This is a genomic window from Streptomyces sp. T39 (genome assembly GCF_008042045.1).
Taxonomy (GTDB): domain Bacteria; phylum Actinomycetota; class Actinomycetes; order Streptomycetales; family Streptomycetaceae; genus Streptomyces.
Genome location: NZ_RDBP01000012.1, coordinates 2,344,938 through 2,368,570, shown reverse-complemented (window position 1 = coordinate 2,368,570; position 23,633 = coordinate 2,344,938). Strand labels below are relative to the sequence as shown.

Genomic DNA, 23,633 nt, shown 5'->3' with positions numbered 1-23,633 from the left:
TTCGGCCAAACTCGGCCTCCGCATGCCGACGTCGTCGTCCGAGGACCTCGGCGCGGTCGTGTCGGCCGAAACCGCCCGCCGGCGCGGCTTGCGCCGCGTCGGCGGCGGGCTCTCCCGGGGCCCCGCGGTGGCGAGGCCCGGGTCCGGCGTCGGGTCCGGCGTCGCCGCAGGTGTCCGATCGGGCGACCCGCGTGCGGGGTGCGGCCGTCAGGCCCCCGTACCCGCCCCGCCCCCGGCACGGCGGGGCGGGTACGGGGGCCTGACGGACCAACGACAAGAAGCCCGTGCTGCCCCCGCTGCCGTACGAGAAGGTCACGGAGAAGGAGGCGGTGAAGACCCTCGCCCGCTACGCCTGGGACCGGATGCCGGCGGCCTGCGACGGATCGACCAGGGCCGTGGAGCCCACGCGCACCGTCGGCACGGTCTCGTTCCCGTCCGCGACGGACCGCACGTACGCGGCCGCGTCCTCGTCGCGCCAGATGTTCAGCCAGGTGCAGCGCAGCCGCGTCGTGAAGCGCACCAGGAACCACAGCTTCAGGCAGTACATGCACAACGGCCGCCAGTGGACGACGGCGTCGGCCTCCCGCACCGGCTCTGCGGCCATGTACTCCCCCCGGGACTCGGCGTGTTCGCCCGCGGAGCGTAGACGACGCCCGGGTCCGGCCCGGCCCGCCGCACGGGCCCCGGCCCCGACGCGGCCCCTCCGGGAAACAGGCGCCCGGCGGTGGACGGACCGTGCCCGGCCACCGGCAGTCCGGTCCCACAGGACCGGGCGACCCCGCCCGCCCCTGGCGCGCACAAATGCGTGGCGGACACGGGCGGGCGTGGCCGAGACTGCCTGCGTGCAGCCTTCACCGTCCGCGTACGCCCTGCCGCCCGACGACCCGCACCACCGCCGGGTCGTGGCGCGCTATGTGCAGACGATGAGTTCGGAGATGCCGCGCTACCTCGACCTGAACAGCGGGCGCTTCCTGCGGCCGGGATGGCCGCACGCCGAGCGCTTCACCCGGCACCTCGTCGCCGACGCCGCCGCGATCACCGACGCCGAGCTGGAGACCCTGCTCGACCACGGATGGCGTCCGCGCACGACGGCCGCCTGGCTCATCGGCGTGGACCGCCGCGAGGCGTTCCGCGAACGCCTCGGCGCCCTGCTCCTCGACAGCGAGGTCTGCTACGCGGGCCGCGGCTACTGCTTCGCCCTGGCCCGCCTCGGCACCGTCGCCGACGCCGAGATCCTCGTGGCCTACCTCGACCGCTACCTCCCGCGCACCGACCTGCGCTACGACCAGGGCGACGCTCTGGGCGCCCTGCTGCGCATCGACGCCGCCCTCGGGTCGGACCACGCCGCGCCGTTCACCGTGCCCGGCGGCCCCTGGGACACCTGGGTCGGAGCCCTGCCCCGGCTCCGCGGCCACGCCGAGTGGACGCCGGAGCGGCAGCGCCGGTGGACCGACCTGTGCTGCGACTTCGCCGCCGGCTGGACCAGCCCCTGACGCCCTCGGCCCAGGGGGCGCGCAGGCCGGGCGACGTCCCGCCGCGGGCGAGGACCGCGGGCCGCGGAACGGCCGGGGTCGTCCCATGACCGCCCTGCCCGGCCGGCTGCGCCCGCCGCGCGCGGAAGGCCGGTTCGCCGAGGACCTGGACCGCCTGTCCGGGGCACCGCGCCACACCGAGCTGACCGACGGAGCCCTCGTCTTCATGGCGTCCCCCGGAGGTCCCGGCTCGGCCGTCCGTCACCGGTCTCGCCGTGGAGCTCATGGCACAGGCGCCTGCCGGCATGAGGGGCAAGGGGTCCGCGATCGGTCGCTCACAGCGGCCAAGCGGTCAGCAAGTCACCGGGGCCGTACGTTGCGTCGAGGCCCGGAGCTTCGACGCCGCTGCGCGAGACGGCCACGACGGGAACGGGTTCGTCGGTGAGGGCGGCCCGGTGTCGGTGGAGTGCTGCCAGGTCGTGCCGGTCGAAGGGTGACTGCTCCAGCCACTTGATGGAGCCGACGAAGAGCAGCTCCTTGGCAACGGGGGCGCGGTCCGCACCGATGACGTCGATCTCGACATCGTTGGTGCGGGTCCAGTAGCCGCCCACTGCCGGGGCTGCGGGGAGCTGATCGTCGGGCAGTATCCGTGCGAGCGCCTCGCGGACGAGCGGCTCGACCGCCCGGCCGCGCCAGCTGGTCCAGCTCTCCCGGATCCGTGCCAGGGTCAGATCGCCCCGGCCTCGCTCGATCTCCTCCATGGAGGGGCCGAGCAGGTGCAGCCAGAAGCGCAGATAGGGGTCTGCCACACGGTAGCGGCGATCCTTCGACGGACGCGGCGACACGGGTAGCTCCGCAGCGACGATCCGCTTGTCGGTGAGCAGCTCAAGCGCTCGTTGCAGCGGTGTGGCCCCGATTCCGCCGGCCGCACGAGCGATGTTGGTGAAGGTCCGCTCACCACTGCCGATGGCCGCCAGCACCGTACGGGCCTGAGCCTGTGGGGGAAATTCGGCTGCCAGCGAGCGTTCGGCCGACACCAGCAGAGCCGAGACCGGGTCGCTCAGTGCCTCACCGAGGAAGTCCCACAGCCCTGCGCCCCGCGGCCACTCTGCACAGATCAGCGGCAGGCCGCCGGTGACCAGCGCGGCGTCGAAGGCCTCCGCCGGATCCAGCTCCAGCATCCGCCCCACCTCGGCCGGGTTCAGCGGTCCCAGCACCATCTCCCGGCCGCGCTGGTGGAAGGGGCGCCCATAGCTGTTCAGCGCCTCCATCATCGCCAGATCGGAACCGATGAGGACCAGCAGCACCGGCTTGGTCTCCAGGACCCGGTCCCAGGCCCGCTGGAGCATCCCCTCGAAGGCGCCATCGGCGTCCATCAGGTACGGGACCTCGTCGATGACCAGCACGCTCACCCGGTCGGAGGGGAGCGCCGCGGCCAGCACGTCGAACGCGGCGTCCCAGTTCTCCGGCCGCGCGGCGGCCACGAGTCCCGCCATCGGCAGCGTCGACGCCTGGGCATCCCGGGCCAGCCGTGCCAGGTCGGCCCCGCGGGACGCCCCGGTCGCCGCGTAGAACAGGAAAGGGGCTCCGGAGCGCTCCGCGAACCGCTCGACCAGTCGCGACTTGCCCACACGCCGCCGACCGCGCAACATCACGCACCGACCGGGCCGCTCTCCCCCACTCCCTGCCGCCACCTTCCGCAGCTCGCGCTCCAACGTCGCCAGCTCCTGCCGACGGCCTACGAAATCCACCATGACCGTCGACCTCCGCGTAGGACACTAACAACGATGTTAGTAACATAGAGGTTAGCGCAGCCATCGGACCGAAGCCTGCCCGACGACCCCACCATGGCAGGGATGAGCCGGGTGGATGGCAGGTGACGAGGGGCCGTGGAGTGACTGAGCCACCGTTCGTACCAGTCGAAGAAGTCGGTGGCGGAGGAGACGTTGGGACCCCAGAACCCGTCGCCGTTACCCATGAGGACGCGACCGGCGAGGGGACCGGTCACCGCGATGACGCATACGTCAGTGCAGCCCCTCTCGATGACGTGAAGGAAGAGATCGCGTCCGTGGGACCCGGGTGCCACTCCCTCGAAGCCGCGGGGCGCTCCCCGGTTCTCCGCGCGGATTCATGACCATCAGGGAACACCGCTCCAGCGGCATGAGCCGGAAGCCCCCTCTTCCGCAGCAGAGCGAAGCCGGCCCGGCCGAACATCCGGCGTTCGAGCGTCTCGATCCGGTTGACGTGTCGTCCGGCGGCGCCGGGGCTCCGGGGCAGGGTGCGGCCGGCGATGACGGCATCGCGATCACGGTCGATGCCTGCGGCGAGGGTGTGGAGGCTGTGGAAGGGGTCGGACTCGTCGGAGTCCGACCCCTTCCGAGCTGACTGTGTTCGACGAACCCGACCGACGAGCAGCAACGGACCGACTACACGTTGAAGCGGAACTCCACCACGTCCCCGTCCTGCATGACGTACTCCTTGCCCTCCATGCGGGCCTTGCCCTTGGCGCGGGCTTCGGCGACGGAGCCGGTCTCGACCAGGTCTGTGAAGGAGATGACCTCGGCCTTGATGAAGCCCTTCTGGAAGTCGGTGTGGATCACACCGGCCGCCTCGGGGGCCGTGGCGCCCTTCTTGATCGTCCAGGCGCGGGACTCCTTGGGGCCTGCCGTGAGGTAGGTCTGGAGGCCGAGGGTGTCGAAGCCGACGCGGGCGAGGGTGGCGAGGCCGGGCTCCTCGGCGCCGACGGACTGGAGGAGCTCGATGGCGTCCTCCTCGTCCAGCTCGGCGAGGTCGGCCTCCAGCTTGGCGTTGAGGAAGATCGCCTCGGCCGGGGCGACCAGGGCGCGCTGCTCGTCCTTGAAGGAGTCGTCGGTCAGCTCGTCCTCGTCGACGTTGAAGACGTAGAGGAACGGCTTGGTGGTGAGCAGGTGGAGGTCGTGCAGGAGCTCGGCCTTCTCGGAGCCCTGGAGGATGCCCTGGGAGAAGAGGGTGTCGCCCCGCTCCAGGATCTCCTTCGCCGCCTCGACCGCGGCGACCTTCGGCGCCACGTCCTTCTTGATGCGCGCCTCCTTGGTCAGGCGCGGCAGGACCTTCTCGATGGTCTGGAGGTCGGCGAGGATCAGCTCGGTGTTGATCGTCTCGATGTCGTCCTTGGGCGAGACCTTGCCGTCCACGTGGACGACGTTCTCGTCCTTGAAGGCGCGGATGACCTGGCAGATCGCGTCCGACTCACGGATGTTCGCCAGGAACTTGTTGCCCAGGCCCTCGCCCTCGCTCGCGCCGCGCACGATGCCCGCGATGTCGACGAAGTCGACGGTGGCGGGGAGGACGCGCTGGGAGGAGAAGATCTCGGCCAGCTTGGTGAGACGGGTGTCGGGGACCCCGACGACGCCCACGTTGGGCTCGATGGTGGCGAACGGGTAGTTGGCCGCCAGTACGTCGTTCTTGGTCAGGGCGTTGAACAGGGTCGACTTGCCGACATTCGGCAGGCCGACGATTCCGATCGTGAGCGACACGTTGGCGACTTCCTGAGTGGGTGGTGGGCGGTGCTGCGGTCCGTGCGGTCCGCAGGGGGCGGGCCGATCCCCCAGTTTACGGGCGGGCCGCGGCGGGCATCGACGGCCGCCGTCAGTCGAACGCACGGCCAAGGTGGCTCAAAGGGCGTGTCTGGTGCCTCCCCGTGCCCCTCCGGCGACCTACGTTGTGCAAGTGGAGCAGCACAGGACCCGTAGCCCCGAGCCCCGGCAGCGCCCGCAGGGCTCGCTTCCCGCCCGGGGCACAGTCGCCGACGGCACCACCGTCTACCCGGTGCGTCCCCGGCCCCGGCGGCCGGTGCCGCCGGTCGTGCTCGCGTTGCGCAGACTGCCGAACCCCCGGCTGACCGGACTCGGCGCGGGGCTGTTCGCCGCCGCCGTGATGTTCGTGCTGGGGTTCCTGGACTGGCTGCTGCTGGACGCTTCGGCGGTCGTCTACGGGGTGCTGTTCCTGCCGGTCAGCGCGCTGACCGCGCTGTGGGTGCGCGAGGCGGACCTGGTGATGGCGCCGATCATCGTGCCGATCGCGTTCGCGGTGGGCATCGTGCCGATCTCCGGCGGCGACGGCGGGCTGGGCGGTCAGACGATGGCCGTCGTCACCGCGCTGGCGGTGCACGCCGTCTGGCTCTACGGCGGGACGCTGGTCGCCGGTCTGATCACCTGCGTGCGCAAGGTGCGGGCGATGGGGCGGCGCCGGCGGCGGCCCGCCGGGACGAAGGATCCCGCGGGCCGCCACTGACCCGGGCCGCCTCAGCGGCCGGCGGCCGCCATCGCGGCGCCGACGATGCCCGCGTTGTTCTGCAGCTCGGCCGGGACGATCTCGGCCCGGATGTCCTCGATGAGGGGCAGGAACTTCTCCGCCTTGCGGCTGACGCCGCCGCCGATCACGAACAGCTCGGGCGAGAAGAGCATCTCGACGTGGGCGAGGTACTTCTGCACCCGGCGGGCCCAGTGCGGCCAGCTGAGGTCGGCGTCCTCCTTGGCCTTGGTGGAGGCCCGCTTCTCGGCGTCGTGGCCGTGAAGTTCGAGGTGGCCGAGCTCGGTGTTGGGCACCAGGCGGCCGTCGACGAAGAGCGCGCTGCCGATGCCGGTGCCGAACGTCAGCATGATCACGGTGCCCTTGCGGCCGCGGCCGGCTCCGAAGGTCATCTCGGCGACGCCGGCGGCGTCCGCGTCGTTCAGGACGGTCACGGGCGAGCCGCCGATCCGGTCGCCGAGCAGCCGGGCCGCGTCCTTGTCGATCCAGCCCTTGTCGACGTTGGCCGCGGTGCGGGTGATGCCGCCGGTGACGACGCCGGGGAAGGTGATGCCCACCGGGCCGGTCCAGCCGGGCCGAGCTCGGTGTTGGGCACCAGGCGGCCGTCGACGAAGAGCGCGCTGCCGATGCCGGTGCCGAACGTCAGCATGATCACGGTGCCCTTGCGGCCGCGGCCGGCTCCGAAGGTCATCTCGGCGACGCCGGCGGCGTCCGCGTCGTTCAGGACGGTCACGGGCGAGCCGCCGATCCGGTCGCCGAGCAGCCGGGCCGCGTCCTTGTCGATCCAGCCCTTGTCGACGTTGGCCGCGGTGCGGGTGATGCCGCCGGTGACGACGCCGGGGAAGGTGATGCCCACCGGGCCGGTCCAGCCGAAGTGGGCGACCACCTCGGCCACTCCGTCGGCGACGGCGTCCGGCGTCGCCGGATGGGGGGTGAGGACCTTGTGGCGCTCCTCGGCCAGGTCGCCCCGTTCCAGATCCACGGGAGCGCCCTTGATCCCGGATCCGCCGATGTCCACTCCGAAGACGTTCATGGGCACCACGTTAGAGCCTGACGGCAGGTCAGGGAGCGGCGACGGGACCGGCGGTCACCGGCCGGCGAGGCCGTCCGCCTCGGCGCGCAGGTCGCGCCGCAGCTCCTTGGGGAGCGAGAAGGTGATGGACTCCTCGGCGGCCTTGACGATCTCGACGTCCTCGAAGCCGTGCCGGGTGAGCCACTCCAGCACGCCCTCGACCAGCACCTCGGGCACGGAGGCGCCGGAGGTGACGCCGACCGTGGTGACACCGTCGAGCCACGCCTCGTCGATCTCCTCGGCGAAGTCGACCAGGTGGGCGTCGCGGGCGCCGGCGCCGAGGGCGACCTCGACCAGGCGGACCGAGTTCGAGGAGTTCTTGGAGCCGACGACGATGACGAGGTCGGCCTCGGCGCCCATCTGCTTGACGGCGGTCTGGCGGTTCTGGGTGGCGTAGCAGATGTCGTCGCTGGGCGGTGAGATCAGGCCGGGGAACTTGGTCTTCAGGGCGTCGACGGTCTCCATCGTCTCGTCGACGGAGAGGGTGGTCTGGGACAGCCAGACGACCTTGTCGGGGTCGCGGACCTCGACCTTGGCGACGTCGTCGGGGCCGTCGACGAGGGTGATGTGGTCGGGGGCCTCGCCGGAGGTGCCGATGACCTCCTCGTGGCCCTCGTGGCCGATGAGGAGGATGTCGTAGTCCTCCTGGGCGAAGCGCACGGCCTCCTTGTGGACCTTGGTCACCAGCGGGCAGGTGGCGTCGATGGTCGCGAGCTTCCGCTCGGCGGCCTCCTGGTGCACGGTCGGGGCGACGCCGTGGGCGGAGAACATGACGATCGAGCCCTCGGGGACCTCCGCCGTCGCCTCGACGAAGATCGCGCCCTTCTTCTCCAGGGTCTGCACGACGTACTTGTTGTGGACGATCTCGTGGCGGACGTAGATGGGCGCGCCGTACTGCTCGAGGGCCTTCTCCACGGCGATCACGGCGCGGTCCACACCCGCGCAGTAACCACGGGGAGCGGCGAGCAGGACGCGTCGGGCAGGCTGCGCAGAAGTCATGCGTCCCATCGTAAGGCCGTCCAGAACAGGCAGGTGATCGCCCGTGGCCAGCAGACTGGGCGGTACGCGAGGCAGGGAGGACGCGATGAGGCGAGGGGCCGTACGGGACGGCGGGCAGGGTGCCGCCGGGGACCACAGCGGACTGCGGCGCACACTCGGCTTCCGTGACCTCGTCGTCTACGGGCTGCTGTTCATCGCCCCCATGGCCCCGGTCGGCGTGTTCGGCACGCTGGACGCCACGTCCGGCGGGGCGGTCGCGCTGGTCTACGTGGTGGCGACGGTCGCCATGGCGTTCACCGCTTCGAGCTACGCGCAGATGGTGCGGGTCGCCCCGCAGGCCGGATCGGTGTTCACCTACGCGCGCAAGGGGCTGGGCGAGGCGCCGGGTTTCGTCGCCGGGTGGATGGCGATGCTCGACTACCTGCTGATCCCCGCGGTGGCGTACCTGTTCTCCGGGATCGCCATGGAGGCGCTGGTCCCGGCGGTGGACCGGTGGGTGTGGACGGCCCTCGCGGTCGTGGTGACCACACTGCTCAACCTGTGGGGCGTGCGGGCGGCGGCCCGGGTCGGTTTCGCGGTGCTGGCGATGGAGATCGCGGTGCTGCTGGTGTTCGTGGTGTCGGCGGTGGTGGTGCTGGCCCGCGACGGGGCCGAGCGGGACTGGCTGTCGCCGCTCACCGGTGACGCCGGCTTCTCGATGGCCGCGGTCTTCAGCGCCGTGTCGATCGCCGTGCTGTCGTATCTCGGCTTCGACGCGATCGCCTCGTTCGCGGAGGAGGTGACCGGCGGCTCGCGGAAGGTGGCGCGGGCGGTGCTGTTCTGCCTGGCGCTCGCCGGGACGCTCTTCGTGGCGCAGACGTATCTGGTGGCGCTGCTGACCCCGGTGTCGTCGGCGGAGCTGGCGGCCGATCCGGCGGCGCAGGGCTCCGCCTTCTACGACGCGGTGGACGCCTCGGTGGGGACCTGGCTGCACGACCTGGTGGCGGTCAGCAAGGCGATCGGCGCGGCGTTCGCCGCGCTGGCCGGGCAGGCGGCGGCCGGGCGGCTGCTCTTCGCGATGGCCCGGGACCGGCGGCTGCCGCGGGTGCTGGCGCGCACCGACTCCGGGGTGCCGCGGCTGGCCCTGCTGGTCGCGGCGGTGGTCACGATGGTGGCGGCGGTGTGGGCGGCGCAGCGGGACGACGGCCTGGACCACCTGGTGTCGGTGGTGGACATCGGCGCGCTGACGGCGTTCGTGCTGCTGCACGCGAGCGTGGTCGGCTGGTTCGTGGTGCGCCGGATGGACGGGCCGCCGGACTGGCTGCGTCATGTGGTGGTGCCGGTGCTCGGAGCCGCCGTACTGGTCGCGGTGATCGCGGAGGCGGCACGGTCGGCGCAGGTGGTGGGGGTGATCTGGCTGGGCGTGGGGCTGGTGGTGCTGTCGGTGCAGTGGGGCCGGACGAGGCCGGATGAGCCGGCCGAGGGGGACGGGAAGGGCTGAGAGGGCCGGGGCGGGCGGCGGGCGGTCCGGATCGGCGGCGATGTCGGAGCGGGCCGTTACCCTCGCCCGTATGGCTCTCAACACGTCCGCGGAAGCGCCCCTGCCCGTCGGCGAGGTCTCGCGGCTCATCGGAGGGTGGATCGACCGCCTCGGGGCGGTGTGGGTCGAGGGGCAGATCACCCAGCTGTCGCGCCGTCCGGGCGCCGGGGTCGTCTTCCTGACGCTGCGGGACCCGTCGTACGACATCTCGGTCGGGGTGACCTGCTACCGCCAGGTCTTCGACGCGGTGGCGGACGTGGTCACCGAGGGGGCGCGGGTCGTGGTGCTCGCCAAGCCGGAGTGGTACGCGCCGCGGGGGCAGCTCTCGCTGCGGGCGACGGAGATCAAACCGGTCGGCATCGGTGAACTGCTGGCGCGGCTGGAGCAGTTGAAGCGGTCGCTCGGTGCGGAGGGTCTGTTCGCGGCGGACCGCAAACGGGCGCTGCCGTTCCTGCCGCACCGGGTCGGCCTGGTGTGCGGCCGGGCGTCCGCCGCCGAGCGGGACGTCCTGGAGAACGCGCGCAGGCGCTGGCCGCACGTCCGCTTCGAGGTGCGCAACGTGGCCGTGCAGGGGGTGCACGCGGTCACCCAGGTCGTCCAGGCGGTCAAGGAGCTGGACGAGCACCCCGAGGTGGACGTGATCATCGTGGCCCGGGGCGGCGGCAGCGTGGAGGACCTGCTGCCGTTCTCCGACGAGCAGCTGGTGCGCGCGGTGGCCGGCTGCACGACCCCGGTCGTCTCGGCCATCGGCCACGAGCCGGACGCGCCGCTGCTGGACCTGGTGGCGGACCTGCGGGCGTCCACGCCGACGGACGCGGCGAAGAAGGTCGTGCCGGACGTCGGCGAGGAGCTGGAGCGGGTGCGGCAGCTGCGTCGCCGCGCCCTGCGCACGGTGGAGGGGCTGCTGGAGCGCGAGGAGCGCGGCCTCGCCCACGCGCTGGCGCGGCCGTGCATGGAGCACCCGCAGCGGATGGTGGAGCAGCGCGAGGACGAGGTGGACGCGCTGCTGGCGCGGGGCCGGCGGGTCTTCGGGCATCTGCTGGACCGTGCGGACTCGGAGCTGTCGCACACCAGGGCACGGGTGGTCTCGCTGTCGCCGGCCGCCACGATGGAGCGCGGGTACGCCGTCCTCCAGCGCGCGGACGGCGCCGTGGTGCGCTCGCCCGACGAGGTGGCCGCGGGGGACGCGCTGCGCGCCAGGGTCGCGCACGGCGAGTTCGCGGTGCGCGTCGACGACTGACCGGGCGGGGCGCTCGGGGGCGGGCGTCCGCGCGGCGGGTGTCTCCCGGCCGCGCGACGGCGCCGCCGTTTTCACATTGCAGGCTCGACTTAGGGTGGATCGCATGGCTGCCAGGACGGAAGAGGCCGCGCTCGGCTACGAGCAGGCGCGGGACGAGCTGATCGAGGTCGTGCGCCGGCTGGAGGCGGGCGGCACGACGCTGGAGGAGTCGCTCGCCCTGTGGGAGCGCGGGGAGGAGCTGGCGAAGGTCTGCCGGCACTGGCTGGAGGGGGCGCGGGCGCGCCTCGACGCCGCACTGGCGGAAGCGGAGCCGGACGGGGACGACGGCGGCCGGTAGGGCTCATGGCCGGGTCCGGCGGGGACGGCGGGCGGGGCGGGGAGTGTGAGTCGGGTCACCAGAGCCGCGCTTTAGTTGAACTTTAATCTACTTGCGGTACGGTGAAGCGGTAGTTGGTTGGCCCATTAACCGTCCCCGGAAGGTTCCCATGTCCCTCGTTCTTGACCCCGCCGCCCAGGACCTGCTGTTCCGCGAGGCCCGCACCGCGAACGCGTTCACCGACGAGCCGGTGACCGACGAGCAGGTCCAGGCGATCTACGACCTGGTCAAGTACGGCCCGACGGCCTTCAACCAGACCCCGCTGCGCGTCGTGCTCGTCCGCTCCCCGGAGGCCCGCGAGCGCCTGGTGTCCCACCTGGCCGAGGGCAACCGCGCCAAGACGGCCGCCGCCCCGCTGGTCGCGATCCTCGCCGCGGACAACGAGTTCCACGAGGAGCTGCCGACGCTGTTCCCGCACTTCCCGCAGGCGAAGGACGTCTTCTTCGGCGAGCGCCCGGTCCGCGAGTCGGCCGCCGTGGTCAACGCCTCCCTCCAGGCCGCCTACTTCATCCTCGGCATCCGCGCCGCCGGCCTGGCCGCCGGCCCGATGACGGGCTACGACGCCGCCGGCATCCAGAAGGAGTTCCTGGACGGCGACCACACCCCGCTGATGGTCGTCAACATCGGCAAGCCCGCCGAGGACGCCTGGTTCCCCCGCTCCCCGCGCCTGTCGTACGAGCAGGTCGTCACCACCGTCTGAGCCGCCCCGCGCGCACGAAGGCCGCCGCACCCGGATCTCCGGGGCGGCGGCCTTCGCCGTACGGCACGGGCGGCCGGGGCGGGAAGGCGCCCCGGCGGGCGGGCTCAGGACCCCTTGGCGGACGGGGACGGGGAGGCGGCGGACCCGGCGACGAGCGCCTGCGCCATCTCCGTCAGGCGTTCCGGCGAGGCCGTGCCCATGACCACCGTGGTCGCCCCGTCGGCGGTGCGCACCAGCGCGTCGTACTTCGGACCGTCCCAGCGCTGCCAGGTCTCGCCGCGGATCTCCTGCGTCGCGGAGGTCTTCTCCGCGTGCCGCGTGACCTTGCGCACGTACTTCTCCGCCGGCTGTGCGGTGGACTGCTCGACCGCCACGTACTGCGTGTCCGGGTCGAGGAAGCCGAGGTGCCAGGCGTGGTCGTCGGCGCCGTCGAACGTCACCGACGTGGTGCGCCACCCGCCGCGCAGGCCCTCGGGCGCGGCCACCGGGTACGGCGCCGCGCGCTGGGCGGTCAGGAGCTCCACCCGGTAGTCGACGGGCTTGATCGGGTCGGCCTTCTCGTCGTGCGGGACCAGCATGTAGATGCCCGCCACGACGACGCCGATCACCGCCATCGACTGGAACATGCCCCGGACCGTCTGTCTGCCTCGCATACCTGCCACGTCCCCTATGGTCGCATCCGGCATCCGCGCTCAAACGTGGGCCCCTCTGCTCAATATGTCGATCTACCGATAGAGTCGCACCACCCTCCTATTACGGCCGTCGCGTCGTACAGAAAGGTGCGCTCCGATGACCGAGCATCAACTGCCGTCCCCGCTCGAGGTCTCTCCCGAGGCCCCCGACCGCAACCTCGCCCTGGAGCTCGTCCGTGTCACCGAGGCCGCCGCCATGGCGGCCGGCCGCTGGGTGGGCCGCGGCGAGAAGAACGGCGCCGACGGTGCGGCGGTCAAGGCCATGCGAACCCTCGTCTCGACCGTCTCGATGAACGGCGTCGTCGTCATCGGCGAGGGCGAGAAGGACGAGGCGCCGATGCTGTTCAACGGCGAGCGCATCGGCGACGGCACCGGCGCCGAGTGCGACATCGCCGTGGACCCCATCGACGGCACCACGCTCACCGCCAAGGGCATGCCGAACGCCATCGCGGTACTGGCGGCGGCCGACCGGGGCACCATGTTCGACCCGTCCGCGGTGTTCTACATGGACAAGCTGGTCACCGGCCCCGAGGCCGCCGACTACGTGGACATCAACGCCCCCGTGTCCGTGAACATCCGCCGCGTCGCCAAGGCCAAGCACTCCTCGCCCGAGGACGTCACGGTCGTCATCCTCGACCGCCCCCGCCACGAGGGCATCGTCAAGGAGATCCGCGAGACGGGCGCCCGGATCAAGTTCATCTCCGACGGCGACGTCGCGGGCTCCATCATGGCCGTCAAGGAGGGCACCGGCGTCGACCTGCTCCTCGGCATCGGCGGCACGCCCGAGGGCATCATCTCGGCCTGCGCCATCAAGTGCCTCGGCGGCGTCATCCAGGGCAAGCTGTGGCCGAAGGACGACGAGGAGCGGGCGCGGGCGATCGACGCCGGGCACGACCTCGACCGGGTGCTGTCCACCGACGACCTGGTGAGCGGCGAGAACGTCTTCTTCGTCGCCACCGGCATCACCGACGGCGAACTGCTGCGCGGTGTGCGCTACCGGGCCGAGACGGCGACCACCCAGTCGCTCGTGATGCGCTCCAAGTCGGGCACGATCCGCCAGATCGACTCGACCCACCGCCTGTCGAAGCTGCGGGCCTACAGCCAGATCGACTTCGACCGCGCCCAGTAGGACCCGGCCGCGGACGGCACGAGAGGCGCCCCTTTGTGCGGAGGGGCGCCTCTTGTCGTTCTCGTCGCCGTTCCTCGTCGCCGCTCCTCGTCCGCCGTTCCTCGGGCGGGTGCGTCCGTCGGCGTCGTCAGGCGGGCGCCGGGCGGCCGTCGTCGTCGGGCGGACGTCGTCCGGCGGGCCGCGGGGCCGGCGAGCCCGTGACGCGCCGGCCGAGGTGCGTCAGGCGGCGGACGGGGACTTCTTCAGCTCGACCTCCCGCCGGCGCCTACGGGCCAGGACCACGCGGCGCTCAGCCGCCGTGAGCCCGCCCCACACGCCGTACGGCTCCGGCTGGAGCAGAGCGTGCTCGCGGCACTCGACCATCACGGGGCAGCGGGCACAGACGCGCTTGGCCGCCTCCTCCCGTGCCAGCCGTGCGGCCGTGGGCTCCTTGGACGGGGCGAAGAAGAGTCCGGCCTCGTCGCGGCGGCACACCGCCTCCGCGTGCCAGGGGCCGGCATCGTCCTCCCGAGCCGGGACGCGCTGAGGCGGAACGGCGGCTACCTTCAGGGACTGATGCGGCAGTTGCAGCACGGTCTACTCCTGACGACGGATTCGCGAGCGAGAGACGATGCAGCAGTCCCTACCCGCTGTGCGCACGCCTATGCACTGAGTGGCGCCGCCGTCCGGTGCGCCGGCCCCCGCCCGGCGCGCGGACGGCGCGAAGTGCCGTATGCGCGCCGGGCCGTCAGCCGAGGTGTTTGCGCAGGCGGGCGTGGAGGTCGGCGATCAGGCGGCCGCGCTTGGGCCTGGCCTCGATATTGCCCAGAACCGCGTACCCGTTGACGACGACCACGGGCGCCTGGGGGTCGGCGGCCTCCAGGTGCACCACCTCGAAGTTGCCGAAGATGCCGGTGCCGCTGCCGCGCAGGGTGATGTTCTCCGGGACGCGGATCTCGACGTTGCCGAAGATCGAGGTCGCGTTGATCACCGTGAGGCGCTGGCGGAACATCGCCTCGGTGAGGTCGATCTCGACGCTGCCGAAGAGCGAGAAGGCGTTGGTGCGGCGGCCCACGCTCCAACGGCCCTTGCGGGTCGCGCTGGAGAAGACGGCGACCACGTTGTCCGCGGGACCGCCGGCCTCGTCGTCCTCGGGCGCCCGCACGCCTGCGCCGTACGGGGAGGCGGCGCCGCGCCCGTCCGACGGGAGGTCGCTCACGAGCGGTTCGAGCTCGCCGAGGGTCTTCGCGCGGTAGACCGCGTCGATGCGTTCGGAGTGCTCCTCGGCGTCGAGCCGCCCCTCGGCGAGAGCGTCCCGCAGGATGTCGGCGATCCGGTCGCGGTCGGCGTCCGACGCCCGCATGGCCTGTTCGGGACGGGCGGTCTCGGCGCGGACGGCCGACTTCTGGGGCTGCTTCTCGAGGTCCACGTGACCAGCCTAGCGAAACGCGATAGATCGCGACCAGGGATGGCGCCCGGGCATCGCGTCCGGGCGGCCGGATCCGGCCGCCGCGCGGGCCACGCCGGCGCATACCGGCCAGGCGGGAAACCGCCTCCCCACGGGCGTTCCCCGCCGCCCGGCCTCGGGCAGGGTCGGGCCGGGGGCGGCCGGCGCCCCGGTCCGGCGGGAGCGGCACCGGGCAGCCTCTCCTGCTACGCCCACTACCTCGACGGCAACGGCCGCGACCCGGCCACCCGCACGTACGAGGCGCCGGCCGCCGGTGTGTGGGAGCTGGTCGTCGAGTCCCGCCGTACGTCCCCGGTCTTCGCCACCGCCTTCCGGCTGACGGCGACGATCACCGGCTAGCGGACGGCCGCCGGGCTTCGGACGGCCGGCGGGGGACGGCCGCCGGCGCCGGACCGCGCATCGCCGGACGGTCGCCCGGCGATGCGCGGCGCCCCCTGCGACCACCACCGCGGGGGGCGCTCCGCACCCCCGTGCGGTCCCGGTCCGGGAAGTGAGCCTTACCTCACAGGATCGGCGCCGCAGGGGAGTCTTACGCTGGATGGCGCTGCCGACGGAGGCATGCTGCTGTCTGCTAAGTGAGGAATGGGCGAAATGCCGGAGTTCGCGTATACGGATCTGCTCCCGCTGGGCGAGGACACCACCCCGTACCGGCTGGTGACCGCCGAGGGCGTCGCCACCTTCGAGGCGAACGGGCGGACCTTCCTCACGGTGGAGCCCGAGGCCCTGCGGAAGCTGGCCGCCGAGGCGATCCACGACATCCAGCACTACCTCCGCCCCGCCCACCTCGCCCAGCTGCGCCGCATCATCGACGACCCCGAGGCGTCGTCCAACGACAAGTTCGTCGCGCTGGACCTCCTGAAGAACGCGAACATCGCCGCCGCGGGCGTCCTGCCCATGTGCCAGGACACCGGCACCGCGATCGTCATGGGCAAGCGCGGCCAGAACGTGCTCACCGAGGGCGGCGACGAGGAAGCCCTCTCGCGCGGCATCTACGACGCCTACACCGAGCTGAACCTGCGCTACTCGCAGATGGCGCCGCTGACCATGTGGGAGGAGAAGAACACCGGCTCGAACCTGCCCGCGCAGATCGAGCTGTACGCCACCGACGGCGGTGCGTACAAGTTCCTCTTCATGGCCAAGGGCGGCGGCTCGGCCAACAAGTCCTTCCTCTACCAGGAGACGAAGGCCGTCCTCAACGAGGCGAGCATGATGCGGTTCCTGGAGGAGAAGATCCGCTCGCTCGGCACCGCGGCCTGCCCGCCCTACCACCTCGCGATCGTCGTCGGCGGCACCTCGGCCGAGTTCGCGCTGAAGACCGCGAAGTACGCCTCCGCGCACTACCTCGACGAGCTGCCGTCCGAGGGCTCGGCGCTCGGCCACGGCTTCCGCGACGAGGAGCTGGAGAAGAAGGTCTTCGAGCTGACGCAGAAGATCGGGATCGGCGCGCAGTTCGGCGGCAAGTACTTCTGCCACGACGTGCGGGTGGTGCGGCTGCCGCGGCACGGCGCCTCGCTCCCCGTCGCCATCGCCGTCTCCTGCTCGGCGGACCGCCAGGCCGTCGCCAAGATCACCGCCGAGGGCGTCTTCCTGGAGCAGCTGGAGACCGACCCGGCGCGCTTCCTCCCCGACACCACCGACGAGCACCTCGCCGAGGAGGGCGACGTCGTCCGGATCGACCTCAACCGGCCGATGGACGAGATGCTCGCGGAGCTGTCCAAGTACCCGGTGAAGACCCGTCTCTCGCTGACCGGCCCGCTGGTCGTGGCGCGCGACATCGCGCACGCGAAGATCAAGGAGCGGCTGGACGCGGGCGAGGACATGCCGCAGTACCTGAAGGACCACCCGGTCTACTACGCCGGGCCCGCGAAGACGCCCGAGGGGTACGCGTCCGGGTCCTTCGGCCCGACGACGGCCGGCCGGATGGACTCCTACGTGGAGCAGTTCCAGGCCGCGGGCGGCTCGAAGATCATGCTCGCCAAGGGCAACCGCTCGAAGCAGGTGACGGACGCGTGCGGGACGCACGGCGGGTTCTACCTGGGGTCGATCGGCGGGCCGGCGGCGCGGCTGGCGCAGGACTGCATCAAGAAGGTCGAGGTCGTCGAGTACGAGGAGCTCGGCATGGAGGCGGTGTGGCGGATCGAGGTCGAGGACTTCCCCGCGTTCATCGTGGTCGACGACAAGGGCAACGACTTCTTCACGGAGCCGGCCCCGGCGCCCACGTTCACCTCGATTCCGGTGCGGGGGCCGGGGCTGGCGTAGCACCCCCGGGGGGCGCTGCAACCGCGGTCCCGGGGGCCCGGGTCGCGCCCCGGGGCCCTCGGGCCCGTGCGTCGCGCCGTCGCGGGCGCGACGCCTTACGGGGGCTCCGCCCCCGGACCCGCGCCCCTCAGCCGCCGGCGAGGCAGGATTCGCCCGGAGTCGCCCGAAACCCGGGCGAACCCCGAGCCCCGGACGGAGCCCGGGTCGCCGCGCGAGGCCGGAGCCGCCCCGAGTCGCCCGAGTGGACGGCCTCCTAGGCGAAGCGCTGCCCCGGGGATCCGTCGCAGGAGGCGAGGCGGAGCGGTGCGGTGGAGGCGGCCGTCAGGCAGAGGCCGGGGGCGGATGCCGGGCGGATGGTCGAACCGTCGCGGACGAACCTCTGGTTGGCGCCGCCGTGGCAGTCCCACAGGACCAGGGCGGTGCCGGCGCGGTAGGCGGAGTCCGGCACGTCCAGGCAGCGGTCCTGGCTCAGCTCCGTGTGGAGGGAGCCGCGGGCGGTGTCGTGCCACCAGCCCTGGTTGCGGCCGCCGTGGCACTCCCAGGCCAGTGTCCTGGTGCCGTTGCGCGTGACGGCGCCCTCGACGTCGGCGCAGAGGCCGGAGGCGGCCCTGAGCGGCCGGTAGACGTCGTCCCAGGCGAGCGGGAACAGGCGCGGGGCGCCACTGGAGGCGACGTCCGCGCAACTCGCCTCCCGCAGGCCCGAGTCGTACAGCTGGGTCAGGCAGGACGCGAAGGCCGCGTGGCCGCGCGCGTTCGGGTGGAAGGACTGACGGACGGAGTTGGCGTCCGGCGGGAAGGGTTTGCCGAGGTCGATGTAGAGGCCGCGGGCCCAGGCGTCCTGGTGGCAGACCTCGTGGCCGTGGAAGAGGCGTGAGTTGTCGAGGTAGACCGCTCCGGTGCTCTGCGCGACTCGTCGCATGCCGCGTTCGAAGGCGGGGACGGCCGTGTCGCGGCCCCACGTGGTGTCGGAGTCGTAGCCCAGGCCGCCGCAGATCAGCTTGCCGGGGAAGGACGGGTTGTCCCGGAAGTCGGGGCCGATGGGGCTCGGGTAGCCCATGAGCACGAGCTTGTAGTCGCCGTCCCCGTAACCGGCGTCGCGCATCACGGTCCGCAGGTCGCGCACGGTCTGCTCGACCTTGGGCACGAGACCGTCGACACGGGCCTGCCAGCCGGGGGCGTACTTCGGCGCGCAGGCGCCCTGGAGCAGGATGTAGCGGGTGACGCAGTCGGTCATGACCGGGCCGAACTGCAGGTCGTCGTTGGCGCCCGCGACGAGCAGGACCATCGTGATCCGGGTGTTGCGCGCCTTGATCGCGAGGCTGTCGCTCTGGACCGGTTCGTCGGTGTACTGCCGGGAGCCGCCGATGCGGATGTTTCCGGTGTGGGCGCCGGAGCAGGAGACGTTGTAGGTCACGTCGGCGGCGATGCCGGTGCGGTGGACGGCCGCTTCGGGCGAGCGGTGGCACCAGTTGTCCGGCCCGTCGGTGCCCGGTTCGTAGGTGCCGACGCCCTCGCCGGAGATCTCGCTGTCGCCCAGGGAGATCAGCGCCGTCCTGCGCTGGTCGAGCGGGCGTTCGGCCGGGCTGCCGTAGAGGGCGGTGGCCTCCGCCGCGCGGACGGCCTCCAGTTCGGGCGGCAGCGGGACGGACGCCGCGGCCGCGGGGGTGGCCGGTGCCGCGGACGCCGTGGCTGCGCCGGTGCCGCCGAGCACGGTGGCGAGGACGGCGACGGCGGCAGCCGTGCGCCGGAACGGGTGGAGTCTTGGGCCTGGTCGCGTCATTGCGCCTCCCCGGGTTGTGGTCTCACGGGGTATGTACTGGCGGGTAGCGCAGTTGGGAATACGCGGAACAAGACAACTGCTCAACTTTTCGAGGCGTAGGCCGGAGGAAGGACAGCGATGAGCGGCACGGCGGCAGGCGAGTTCCGGATCGAGCACGACTCCATGGGCGAGGTGCGGGTCCCCGCGCACGCGAAGTGGCGGGCCCAGACGCAGCGCGCGGTGGAGAACTTCCCCGTCTCGGGCCAGCGTCTGGAACGGGCGCACATCGAGGCCCTGGCGCTGATCAAGGCGGCCGCGGCGCGGGTGAACGCCCGGCTGGGCGTGCTGGACGCGGACATCGCCGAGGCCGTCGCGAGCGCGGCGGACGAGGTCGCCGGGGGCCGCTGGGACGACCACTTCCCCGTCGACGTCTTCCAGACCGGATCCGGCACGTCGTCGAACATGAACGCCAACGAGGTGATCGCCACCCTCGCCTCCGAGCGCCTCGGGCGGGCCGTCCACCCCAACGACCATGTGAACGCCTCCCAGTCGTCCAACGACGTCTTCCCCTCCTCGATCCACATCGCCGCCACCGCCGCGGTGACCGGGGACCTGGTGCCGGCGCTGGAGCATCTGGCGGCCTCCCTGGAGCGCAAGGCGGCCGAATTCGCCGCCGTCGTGAAGTCGGGGCGCACCCATCTGATGGACGCCACCCCCGTCACCCTCGGCCAGGAGTTCGGCGGTTACGCGGCACAGATCCGCAACGGCGTCGAGCGGCTGCGTTCCGCGCTGCCGCGCCTCGCCGAACTGCCCCTGGGCGGCACGGCGGTGGGCACCGGCATCAACACCCCGCCCGGCTTCTCCGCGGCCGTCATCGCGGAGGTGGCGACCGCCACCGGGCTGCCGCTGACCGAGGCCCGCGACCACTTCGAGGCGCAGGGCGCGCGGGACGCGCTGGTGGAGACCTCCGGCCAGCTGCGGACCGTCGCGGTGTCGCTCACCAAGATCTGCAACGATCTGCGGTGGATGGCCTCCGGGCCGCGCACCGGGCTCGCGGAGATCCGGCTGCCGGACCTCCAGCCCGGTTCGTCGATCATGCCGGGCAAGGTCAACCCGGTGGTCCCCGAGGCGGTGCTGATGGTCGCCGCGCAGGTGACGGGCAACGACACGACGGTCGCCGTCGCGGGAGCCGCGGGCAACTTCGAGCTGAACGTCATGCTGCCCGTGATGGCCAAGAACCTCCTGGAGTCCGTCCGGGTGCTCGCCAACGCCTCCCGCCTGCTCGCGGACCGGACCGTCGACGGGATCACCGCCGACGCGGAACGCGCCCGCGAGTACGCGGAGTCGTCCCCCTCCGTGGTCACGCCGCTCAACAAGTACATCGGCTACGAGGAGGCGGCGAAGGTCGCCAAGGCGTCGCTGGCGGAACGCCGGACCATCCGGGAGGTCGTCCTGGACCGCGGGTACGTGGAGCGCGGCGAACTGACTCTGGAGCAGCTGGACGAGGCCCTCGACGTGCTGCGCATGACCCACCCCTGAGCCGGGGCGCGCGCCGCGATCCGGCTCACGGGTGCCTTGCCGGGCCGGGCCCGCCTCCTAAGATCTGCTCATGACAGGGACGGAACGCATCGCACGCTGGGCACCCGGGGACCACATCCTCTGGCGGTACCGCGGTCATGCCCCCGATCTCGACGGCTGCACGGTGCACATCTGCCGGCCCGTGACGGTCGTCCAGGACACCGAGGACCTGCTCGCCGTCTGGATGGCGCCGGGCACCGAGTGCGTCAAGCCGGTGCTCGCCGACGGCTCCCCCGTGCATCTGGAGCCGCTGGCGACCCGCTACACCGTGCCGCGCACGCTGACCCGCGACCGCTGGTTCGGCGCCGGGGTGCTCAAGCTGGCCAGGCCGCGGGACCCGTGGTCGGTCTGGCTGTTCTGGGAGTCGGGCTGGCGGTTCAAGAGCTGGTACGTGAATCTCGAGGAGCCGCGCACCCGGTGGTCGGGCGGGGTGGACTCCGAGGACCACTTCCTCGACATCTCCGTCTATCCGGACCGCAGTTGGCTGTGGCGGGACGAGGACGAGTTCGCCCAGGCGCAGCTCGTCGGGCTGATGGACGAGGCGAAGGCCGAACGCGTCCGGGAGGCGGGGCGGGCCGCGGTGGCGTCCATCCGCGCCTGGGAGGCGCCGTTCTCCTCGGGCTGGGAGCACTGGCGCCCCGACCCGTCGTGGACCGTGCCGCGGCTGCCGGCCGACTGGGCGGGGCGCGGCGAGGGACGGCCCGCGGCCTGAGCCGTGCGCCCGGTCCGTGCCGGGCACGGGAGGACGGACACCCGCAGGGCGTCACGGAGTGAAGCTGGCCGAAAATTTGCGTTTCGGCCCTCACTCCGCCCGATCCTTCCCGCCCTGTCGTACCGGCACGACCACCTCGTTGTCCGATTCCGGTCAGCGAACGCGCTCCGGCGTATACGACCTCGTGAGACTCTTGATGCGCCCCCCAGGGGCAAACGTAGGATCGTCGTCCGCAGCGCTGCGCCGTACGAGGGAGAAAGCGCAGGACAGACCGCACGTCAGCACGAGTCACCGAAGACAGCACGAGTCGCACAGAGGGGGTCGAGCCGTGCCGGATGTCCGCCGTCCTGCAAGGACCGGTCCCGGGGCGGGTGCACAGCCCCACGAGCCGGCCGCCACGAGTGGCCGCAGCGCAGTCGCGTCGACCCACCCGAGCCGGACGGAATCCCACGCGTGACGGAGCATCCCACCTCCCACGAGGGCCGGCAGCCCCTGGCTGCGCGGCCCCAGGAACGCACCCGGCCGCGGTCCCAGGCCGCCGGTGGCGCCGGCCTGCCCGGCGGGCAGCCGCCGCTGCCGCAGCCGGGTCTGCCGCCGCACTCCGTGCAGGCGCAGGCACAGGACATCGCGGGCACCGCCCGCCGCGAGGGCGACCGGCTGCGGTTCGTCGGGGCGGCGACCCGGCGCATCGCGCGCGGCATCGACCTCGACGAGATCGTGCTCGGCCTGTGCCGGGCCACCGTGCCCACCTTCTCCGACGCGATACTCGTCTACCTGCGCGACCCCCTGCCCGTGGGCGACGAGCGGCCCGTCTCCCCCTTCGTCCTGCGGCTGCGCCGCAGCGACCGGCTCCGCTCGACCAGCGACGACGCCGAAGGCGGCGCGGGCGCGGTCATCTCCGTGCTCGACCCGCAGACCGAGCTCGCGCCGGCCGCCGAGCTGTGCGAGGTCCGCTCCGGCGGCGCGCTCTCCGAGGTGCTGCGCGGGGTGCGGCCCGTCTTCGGCGACTCCGCCGCGGCCCGTGCCGCGCTGCCCGAACTGCTGGGCGACGGCCGTATCGTGCCCAGCGGTCACCGCGCGATACTGGCCCCGCTGCGCGGCAGGCGCCGGGTGATCGGCGCGGCCGTCTTCCTGCGCCGCCCGGACCGGCCCGCGTTCGAGCCGAACGACCTCCTGGTCGCCGCCCAGCTCGCCACCCACACCGCCCTCGGGATCGACAAGGCCGTGCTCTACGGCCGCGAGGCGTACATCGCCGACGAGCTCCAGCGCACCATGCTGCCGGACTCGCTGCCGCAGCCCACCGGTGTCCGGCTGGCCTCCCGCTACCTCCCCGCCGCCGAGACGGCGCGGGTCGGCGGCGACTGGTACGACGCGATCCCGCTGCCCGGCAGCCGTGTCGCGCTGGTCGTCGGCGACGTCATGGGCCACTCCATGACCTCGGCCGCGATCATGGGCCAGCTGCGGACCACGGCACAGACGCTGGCCGGGCTCGACCTGCCGCCGCAGGAGGTGCTGCACCACCTCGACGAGCAGGCCCAGCGGCTGGGCACGGACCGCATGGCGACCTGCCTCTACGCGGTCTACGACCCGGTCTCGCACCGCATCACCATCGCCAACGCCGGCCATCCGCCGCCCATCCTGCTGCACCTGGGCGGGCGGGCCGAGGTGCTCCGGGTCCCGCCCGGCGCCCCCATCGGCGTCGGCGGCGTGGACTTCGAGGCCGTGGAGCTCGACGCCCCGGCCGGGGCGACCCTGCTCCTGTACACCGACGGTCTCGTCGAGTCCCGGCTGCGCGACGTGTGGACCGGTATCGAGCAGCTGCGGGAGCGCCTGGCCGCCACCGCCCAGCTCACCGGTCCCGACCACTCGCCGCCGCTGGAGGCGCTCTGCGACGACGTGCTGGACATGCTCGGCCCGGGCGACCGGGACGACGACATCGCGCTGCTCGCGGCCCGCTTCGACGGGATCGCGCCGAGTGACGTCGCGTACTGGTTCCTGGACCCGGAGGACGCGGCCCCCGGCCGGGCCCGCCGTCTCGCGCGCCGCGCGCTGGAGCGCTGGGGCCTGGAGGATCTCTCGGACTCGGTGGAACTGCTGGTCAGCGAGGTGGTCACCAACGCCGTGCGCTACGCGGAGCGGCCGGTGATGCTGCGCCTGCTGCGGACCGAGGTGCTGCGCTGCGAGGTGGGCGACGACTCCCCGCAGCTGCCCCGGCAGCGCAGGGCACGCGACACGGACGAGGGGGGCCGGGGCCTGTTCCTGGTGAACCGGCTGGCCAGACGCTGGGGCGCGACCCGGCTGTCGACGGGCAAGGTCGTCTGGTTCGAGTTGCCGACCCCGGGCTGATCCTCCGGCCCGTCCGGGGCGGGGTCCGGAACCGGGCAGATGT

Annotated in this window: 23 protein-coding genes; 13 read left to right on the top strand and 10 right to left on the bottom strand. The window is 72.6% G+C overall.

Annotated features, from left to right (window positions below; all coding sequences use genetic code 11):
• Positions 1 to 346 precede the first annotated feature (346 nt).
• Positions 347 to 604 carry an NrdH-redoxin gene (locus EAO77_RS11815; RefSeq protein WP_147987963.1) on the bottom strand — a complete coding sequence of 86 codons (258 nt, stop codon included), beginning with the start codon at positions 602 to 604 and terminating at the stop codon, positions 347 to 349.
• Positions 605 to 842: 238 nt separating this feature from the next.
• On the opposite strand from EAO77_RS11815, the gene EAO77_RS39445 reads away from it, so the two are divergent.
• Positions 843 to 1,493 carry a DUF6000 family protein gene (locus EAO77_RS39445; RefSeq protein WP_315986089.1) on the top strand — a complete coding sequence of 217 codons (651 nt, stop codon included), beginning with the start codon at positions 843 to 845 and terminating at the stop codon, positions 1,491 to 1,493.
• A 314-nt stretch (positions 1,494 to 1,807) separates the two neighbouring features.
• On the opposite strand, the gene EAO77_RS11805 is transcribed toward EAO77_RS39445, so the two are convergent.
• The gene (locus EAO77_RS11805; RefSeq protein WP_147987962.1) at positions 1,808 to 3,226 is read right to left on the bottom strand and encodes an ATP-binding protein; all 1,419 of its coding nucleotides are present in this window, start codon (positions 3,224 to 3,226) and stop codon (positions 1,808 to 1,810) included.
• A 376-nt stretch (positions 3,227 to 3,602) separates the two neighbouring features.
• Between EAO77_RS11805 and EAO77_RS38565 the strand changes: the two genes are divergently transcribed.
• On the top strand, positions 3,603 to 3,857 hold the full coding sequence (locus EAO77_RS38565; RefSeq protein ID WP_187283187.1) for a hypothetical protein: 255 nt from the start codon (positions 3,603 to 3,605) through the stop codon (positions 3,855 to 3,857).
• 41 nt (positions 3,858 to 3,898) lie between these two features.
• Here EAO77_RS38565 and ychF read toward each other — a convergent pair whose 3' ends face one another.
• Entirely contained in the window at positions 3,899 to 4,987 is a 1,089-nt protein-coding gene (gene ychF / locus EAO77_RS11790; RefSeq protein WP_147987961.1) for a redox-regulated ATPase YchF, read from the bottom strand.
• A gap of 193 nt (positions 4,988 to 5,180) precedes the next feature.
• Between ychF and EAO77_RS11785 the strand changes: the two genes are divergently transcribed.
• Positions 5,181 to 5,744: a DUF6542 domain-containing protein gene (locus EAO77_RS11785; protein ID WP_147987960.1), complete on the top strand. Its 564-nt coding sequence runs from the start codon at positions 5,181 to 5,183 to the stop codon at positions 5,742 to 5,744.
• Between the two features lie 11 nt (positions 5,745 to 5,755).
• On the opposite strand, the gene ppgK is transcribed toward EAO77_RS11785, so the two are convergent.
• Genes ppgK through EAO77_RS11770 form a run of 3 tightly spaced genes read right to left on the bottom strand, consistent with a single transcriptional unit; the run spans position 5,756 to position 7,842 of the window.
• The gene (ppgK, locus tag EAO77_RS11780) at positions 5,756 to 6,283 is read right to left on the bottom strand and encodes a polyphosphate--glucose phosphotransferase (RefSeq protein ID WP_315986098.1); all 528 of its coding nucleotides are present in this window, start codon (positions 6,281 to 6,283) and stop codon (positions 5,756 to 5,758) included.
• Positions 6,193 to 6,795, bottom strand: a complete 603-nt coding sequence (locus EAO77_RS11775; protein ID WP_315986088.1) for an ROK family protein — start codon at positions 6,793 to 6,795, stop codon at positions 6,193 to 6,195. Before EAO77_RS11775 ends, ppgK begins: the two co-directional genes overlap by 91 nt.
• A gap of 54 nt (positions 6,796 to 6,849) precedes the next feature.
• Positions 6,850 to 7,842, bottom strand: a complete 993-nt coding sequence (locus EAO77_RS11770; RefSeq protein ID WP_147987959.1) for a 4-hydroxy-3-methylbut-2-enyl diphosphate reductase — start codon at positions 7,840 to 7,842, stop codon at positions 6,850 to 6,852.
• A gap of 76 nt (positions 7,843 to 7,918) precedes the next feature.
• On the opposite strand from EAO77_RS11770, the gene EAO77_RS11765 reads away from it, so the two are divergent.
• The 4 genes from EAO77_RS11765 (at position 7,919) to EAO77_RS11750 (ending at position 11,668) form a co-directional block, all read left to right on the top strand.
• Positions 7,919 to 9,313 carry an APC family permease gene (locus EAO77_RS11765; protein ID WP_147987958.1) on the top strand — a complete coding sequence of 465 codons (1,395 nt, stop codon included), beginning with the start codon at positions 7,919 to 7,921 and terminating at the stop codon, positions 9,311 to 9,313.
• 70 nt (positions 9,314 to 9,383) lie between these two features.
• Positions 9,384 to 10,592 (top strand): exodeoxyribonuclease VII large subunit, encoded by a 1,209-nt coding sequence (xseA, locus tag EAO77_RS11760; RefSeq protein WP_147987957.1) that lies wholly within the window; start codon positions 9,384 to 9,386, stop codon positions 10,590 to 10,592.
• Between the two features lie 103 nt (positions 10,593 to 10,695).
• A complete protein-coding gene (locus tag EAO77_RS11755; RefSeq protein WP_147987956.1) occupies positions 10,696 to 10,929 on the top strand; it encodes an exodeoxyribonuclease VII small subunit in 234 nt (77 codons plus the stop codon).
• A 148-nt stretch (positions 10,930 to 11,077) separates the two neighbouring features.
• Entirely contained in the window at positions 11,078 to 11,668 is a 591-nt protein-coding gene (locus EAO77_RS11750; RefSeq protein ID WP_147987955.1) for a malonic semialdehyde reductase, read from the top strand.
• Between the two features lie 104 nt (positions 11,669 to 11,772).
• Here the strand turns inward: EAO77_RS11750 and EAO77_RS11745 are convergent, their stop codons facing one another.
• On the bottom strand, positions 11,773 to 12,321 hold the full coding sequence (locus EAO77_RS11745) for a DUF4245 domain-containing protein (protein ID WP_187283262.1): 549 nt from the start codon (positions 12,319 to 12,321) through the stop codon (positions 11,773 to 11,775).
• Between the two features lie 136 nt (positions 12,322 to 12,457).
• Here EAO77_RS11745 and glpX point away from each other — a divergent pair, with 136 nt between their 5' ends.
• A complete protein-coding gene (glpX, locus tag EAO77_RS11740; protein ID WP_147987953.1) occupies positions 12,458 to 13,489 on the top strand; it encodes a class II fructose-bisphosphatase in 1,032 nt (343 codons plus the stop codon).
• 219 nt (positions 13,490 to 13,708) lie between these two features.
• On the opposite strand, the gene EAO77_RS11735 is transcribed toward glpX, so the two are convergent.
• The gene (locus tag EAO77_RS11735) at positions 13,709 to 14,062 is read right to left on the bottom strand and encodes a WhiB family transcriptional regulator (protein ID WP_147987952.1); all 354 of its coding nucleotides are present in this window, start codon (positions 14,060 to 14,062) and stop codon (positions 13,709 to 13,711) included.
• A 154-nt stretch (positions 14,063 to 14,216) separates the two neighbouring features.
• Positions 14,217 to 14,897: a DUF1707 domain-containing protein gene (locus EAO77_RS11730; protein WP_147987951.1), complete on the bottom strand. Its 681-nt coding sequence runs from the start codon at positions 14,895 to 14,897 to the stop codon at positions 14,217 to 14,219.
• A gap of 39 nt (positions 14,898 to 14,936) precedes the next feature.
• On the opposite strand from EAO77_RS11730, the gene EAO77_RS38560 reads away from it, so the two are divergent.
• Positions 14,937 to 15,275 (top strand): hypothetical protein, encoded by a 339-nt coding sequence (locus tag EAO77_RS38560; protein ID WP_187283186.1) that lies wholly within the window; start codon positions 14,937 to 14,939, stop codon positions 15,273 to 15,275.
• Positions 15,276 to 15,527: 252 nt separating this feature from the next.
• Positions 15,528 to 17,195: a fumarate hydratase gene (locus tag EAO77_RS11720; protein WP_187283185.1), complete on the top strand. Its 1,668-nt coding sequence runs from the start codon at positions 15,528 to 15,530 to the stop codon at positions 17,193 to 17,195.
• 253 nt (positions 17,196 to 17,448) lie between these two features.
• Here EAO77_RS11720 and EAO77_RS11715 read toward each other — a convergent pair whose 3' ends face one another.
• Positions 17,449 to 18,975: a ricin-type beta-trefoil lectin domain protein gene (locus EAO77_RS11715; protein ID WP_147987949.1), complete on the bottom strand. Its 1,527-nt coding sequence runs from the start codon at positions 18,973 to 18,975 to the stop codon at positions 17,449 to 17,451.
• Positions 18,976 to 19,092: 117 nt separating this feature from the next.
• On the opposite strand from EAO77_RS11715, the gene EAO77_RS11710 reads away from it, so the two are divergent.
• The 3 genes from EAO77_RS11710 to EAO77_RS11700 all read left to right on the top strand — a co-directional run bounded on the left by EAO77_RS11710 (position 19,093) and on the right by EAO77_RS11700 (position 23,590).
• Positions 19,093 to 20,493 (top strand): class II fumarate hydratase, encoded by a 1,401-nt coding sequence (locus EAO77_RS11710; RefSeq protein WP_147987948.1) that lies wholly within the window; start codon positions 19,093 to 19,095, stop codon positions 20,491 to 20,493.
• A 70-nt stretch (positions 20,494 to 20,563) separates the two neighbouring features.
• A complete protein-coding gene (locus EAO77_RS11705; RefSeq protein WP_147987947.1) occupies positions 20,564 to 21,244 on the top strand; it encodes a DUF402 domain-containing protein in 681 nt (226 codons plus the stop codon).
• A 453-nt stretch (positions 21,245 to 21,697) separates the two neighbouring features.
• Positions 21,698 to 23,590, top strand: a complete 1,893-nt coding sequence (locus tag EAO77_RS11700) for a SpoIIE family protein phosphatase (RefSeq protein ID WP_147987946.1) — start codon at positions 21,698 to 21,700, stop codon at positions 23,588 to 23,590.
• The last annotated feature ends 43 nt before the right edge of the window (positions 23,591 to 23,633 follow it).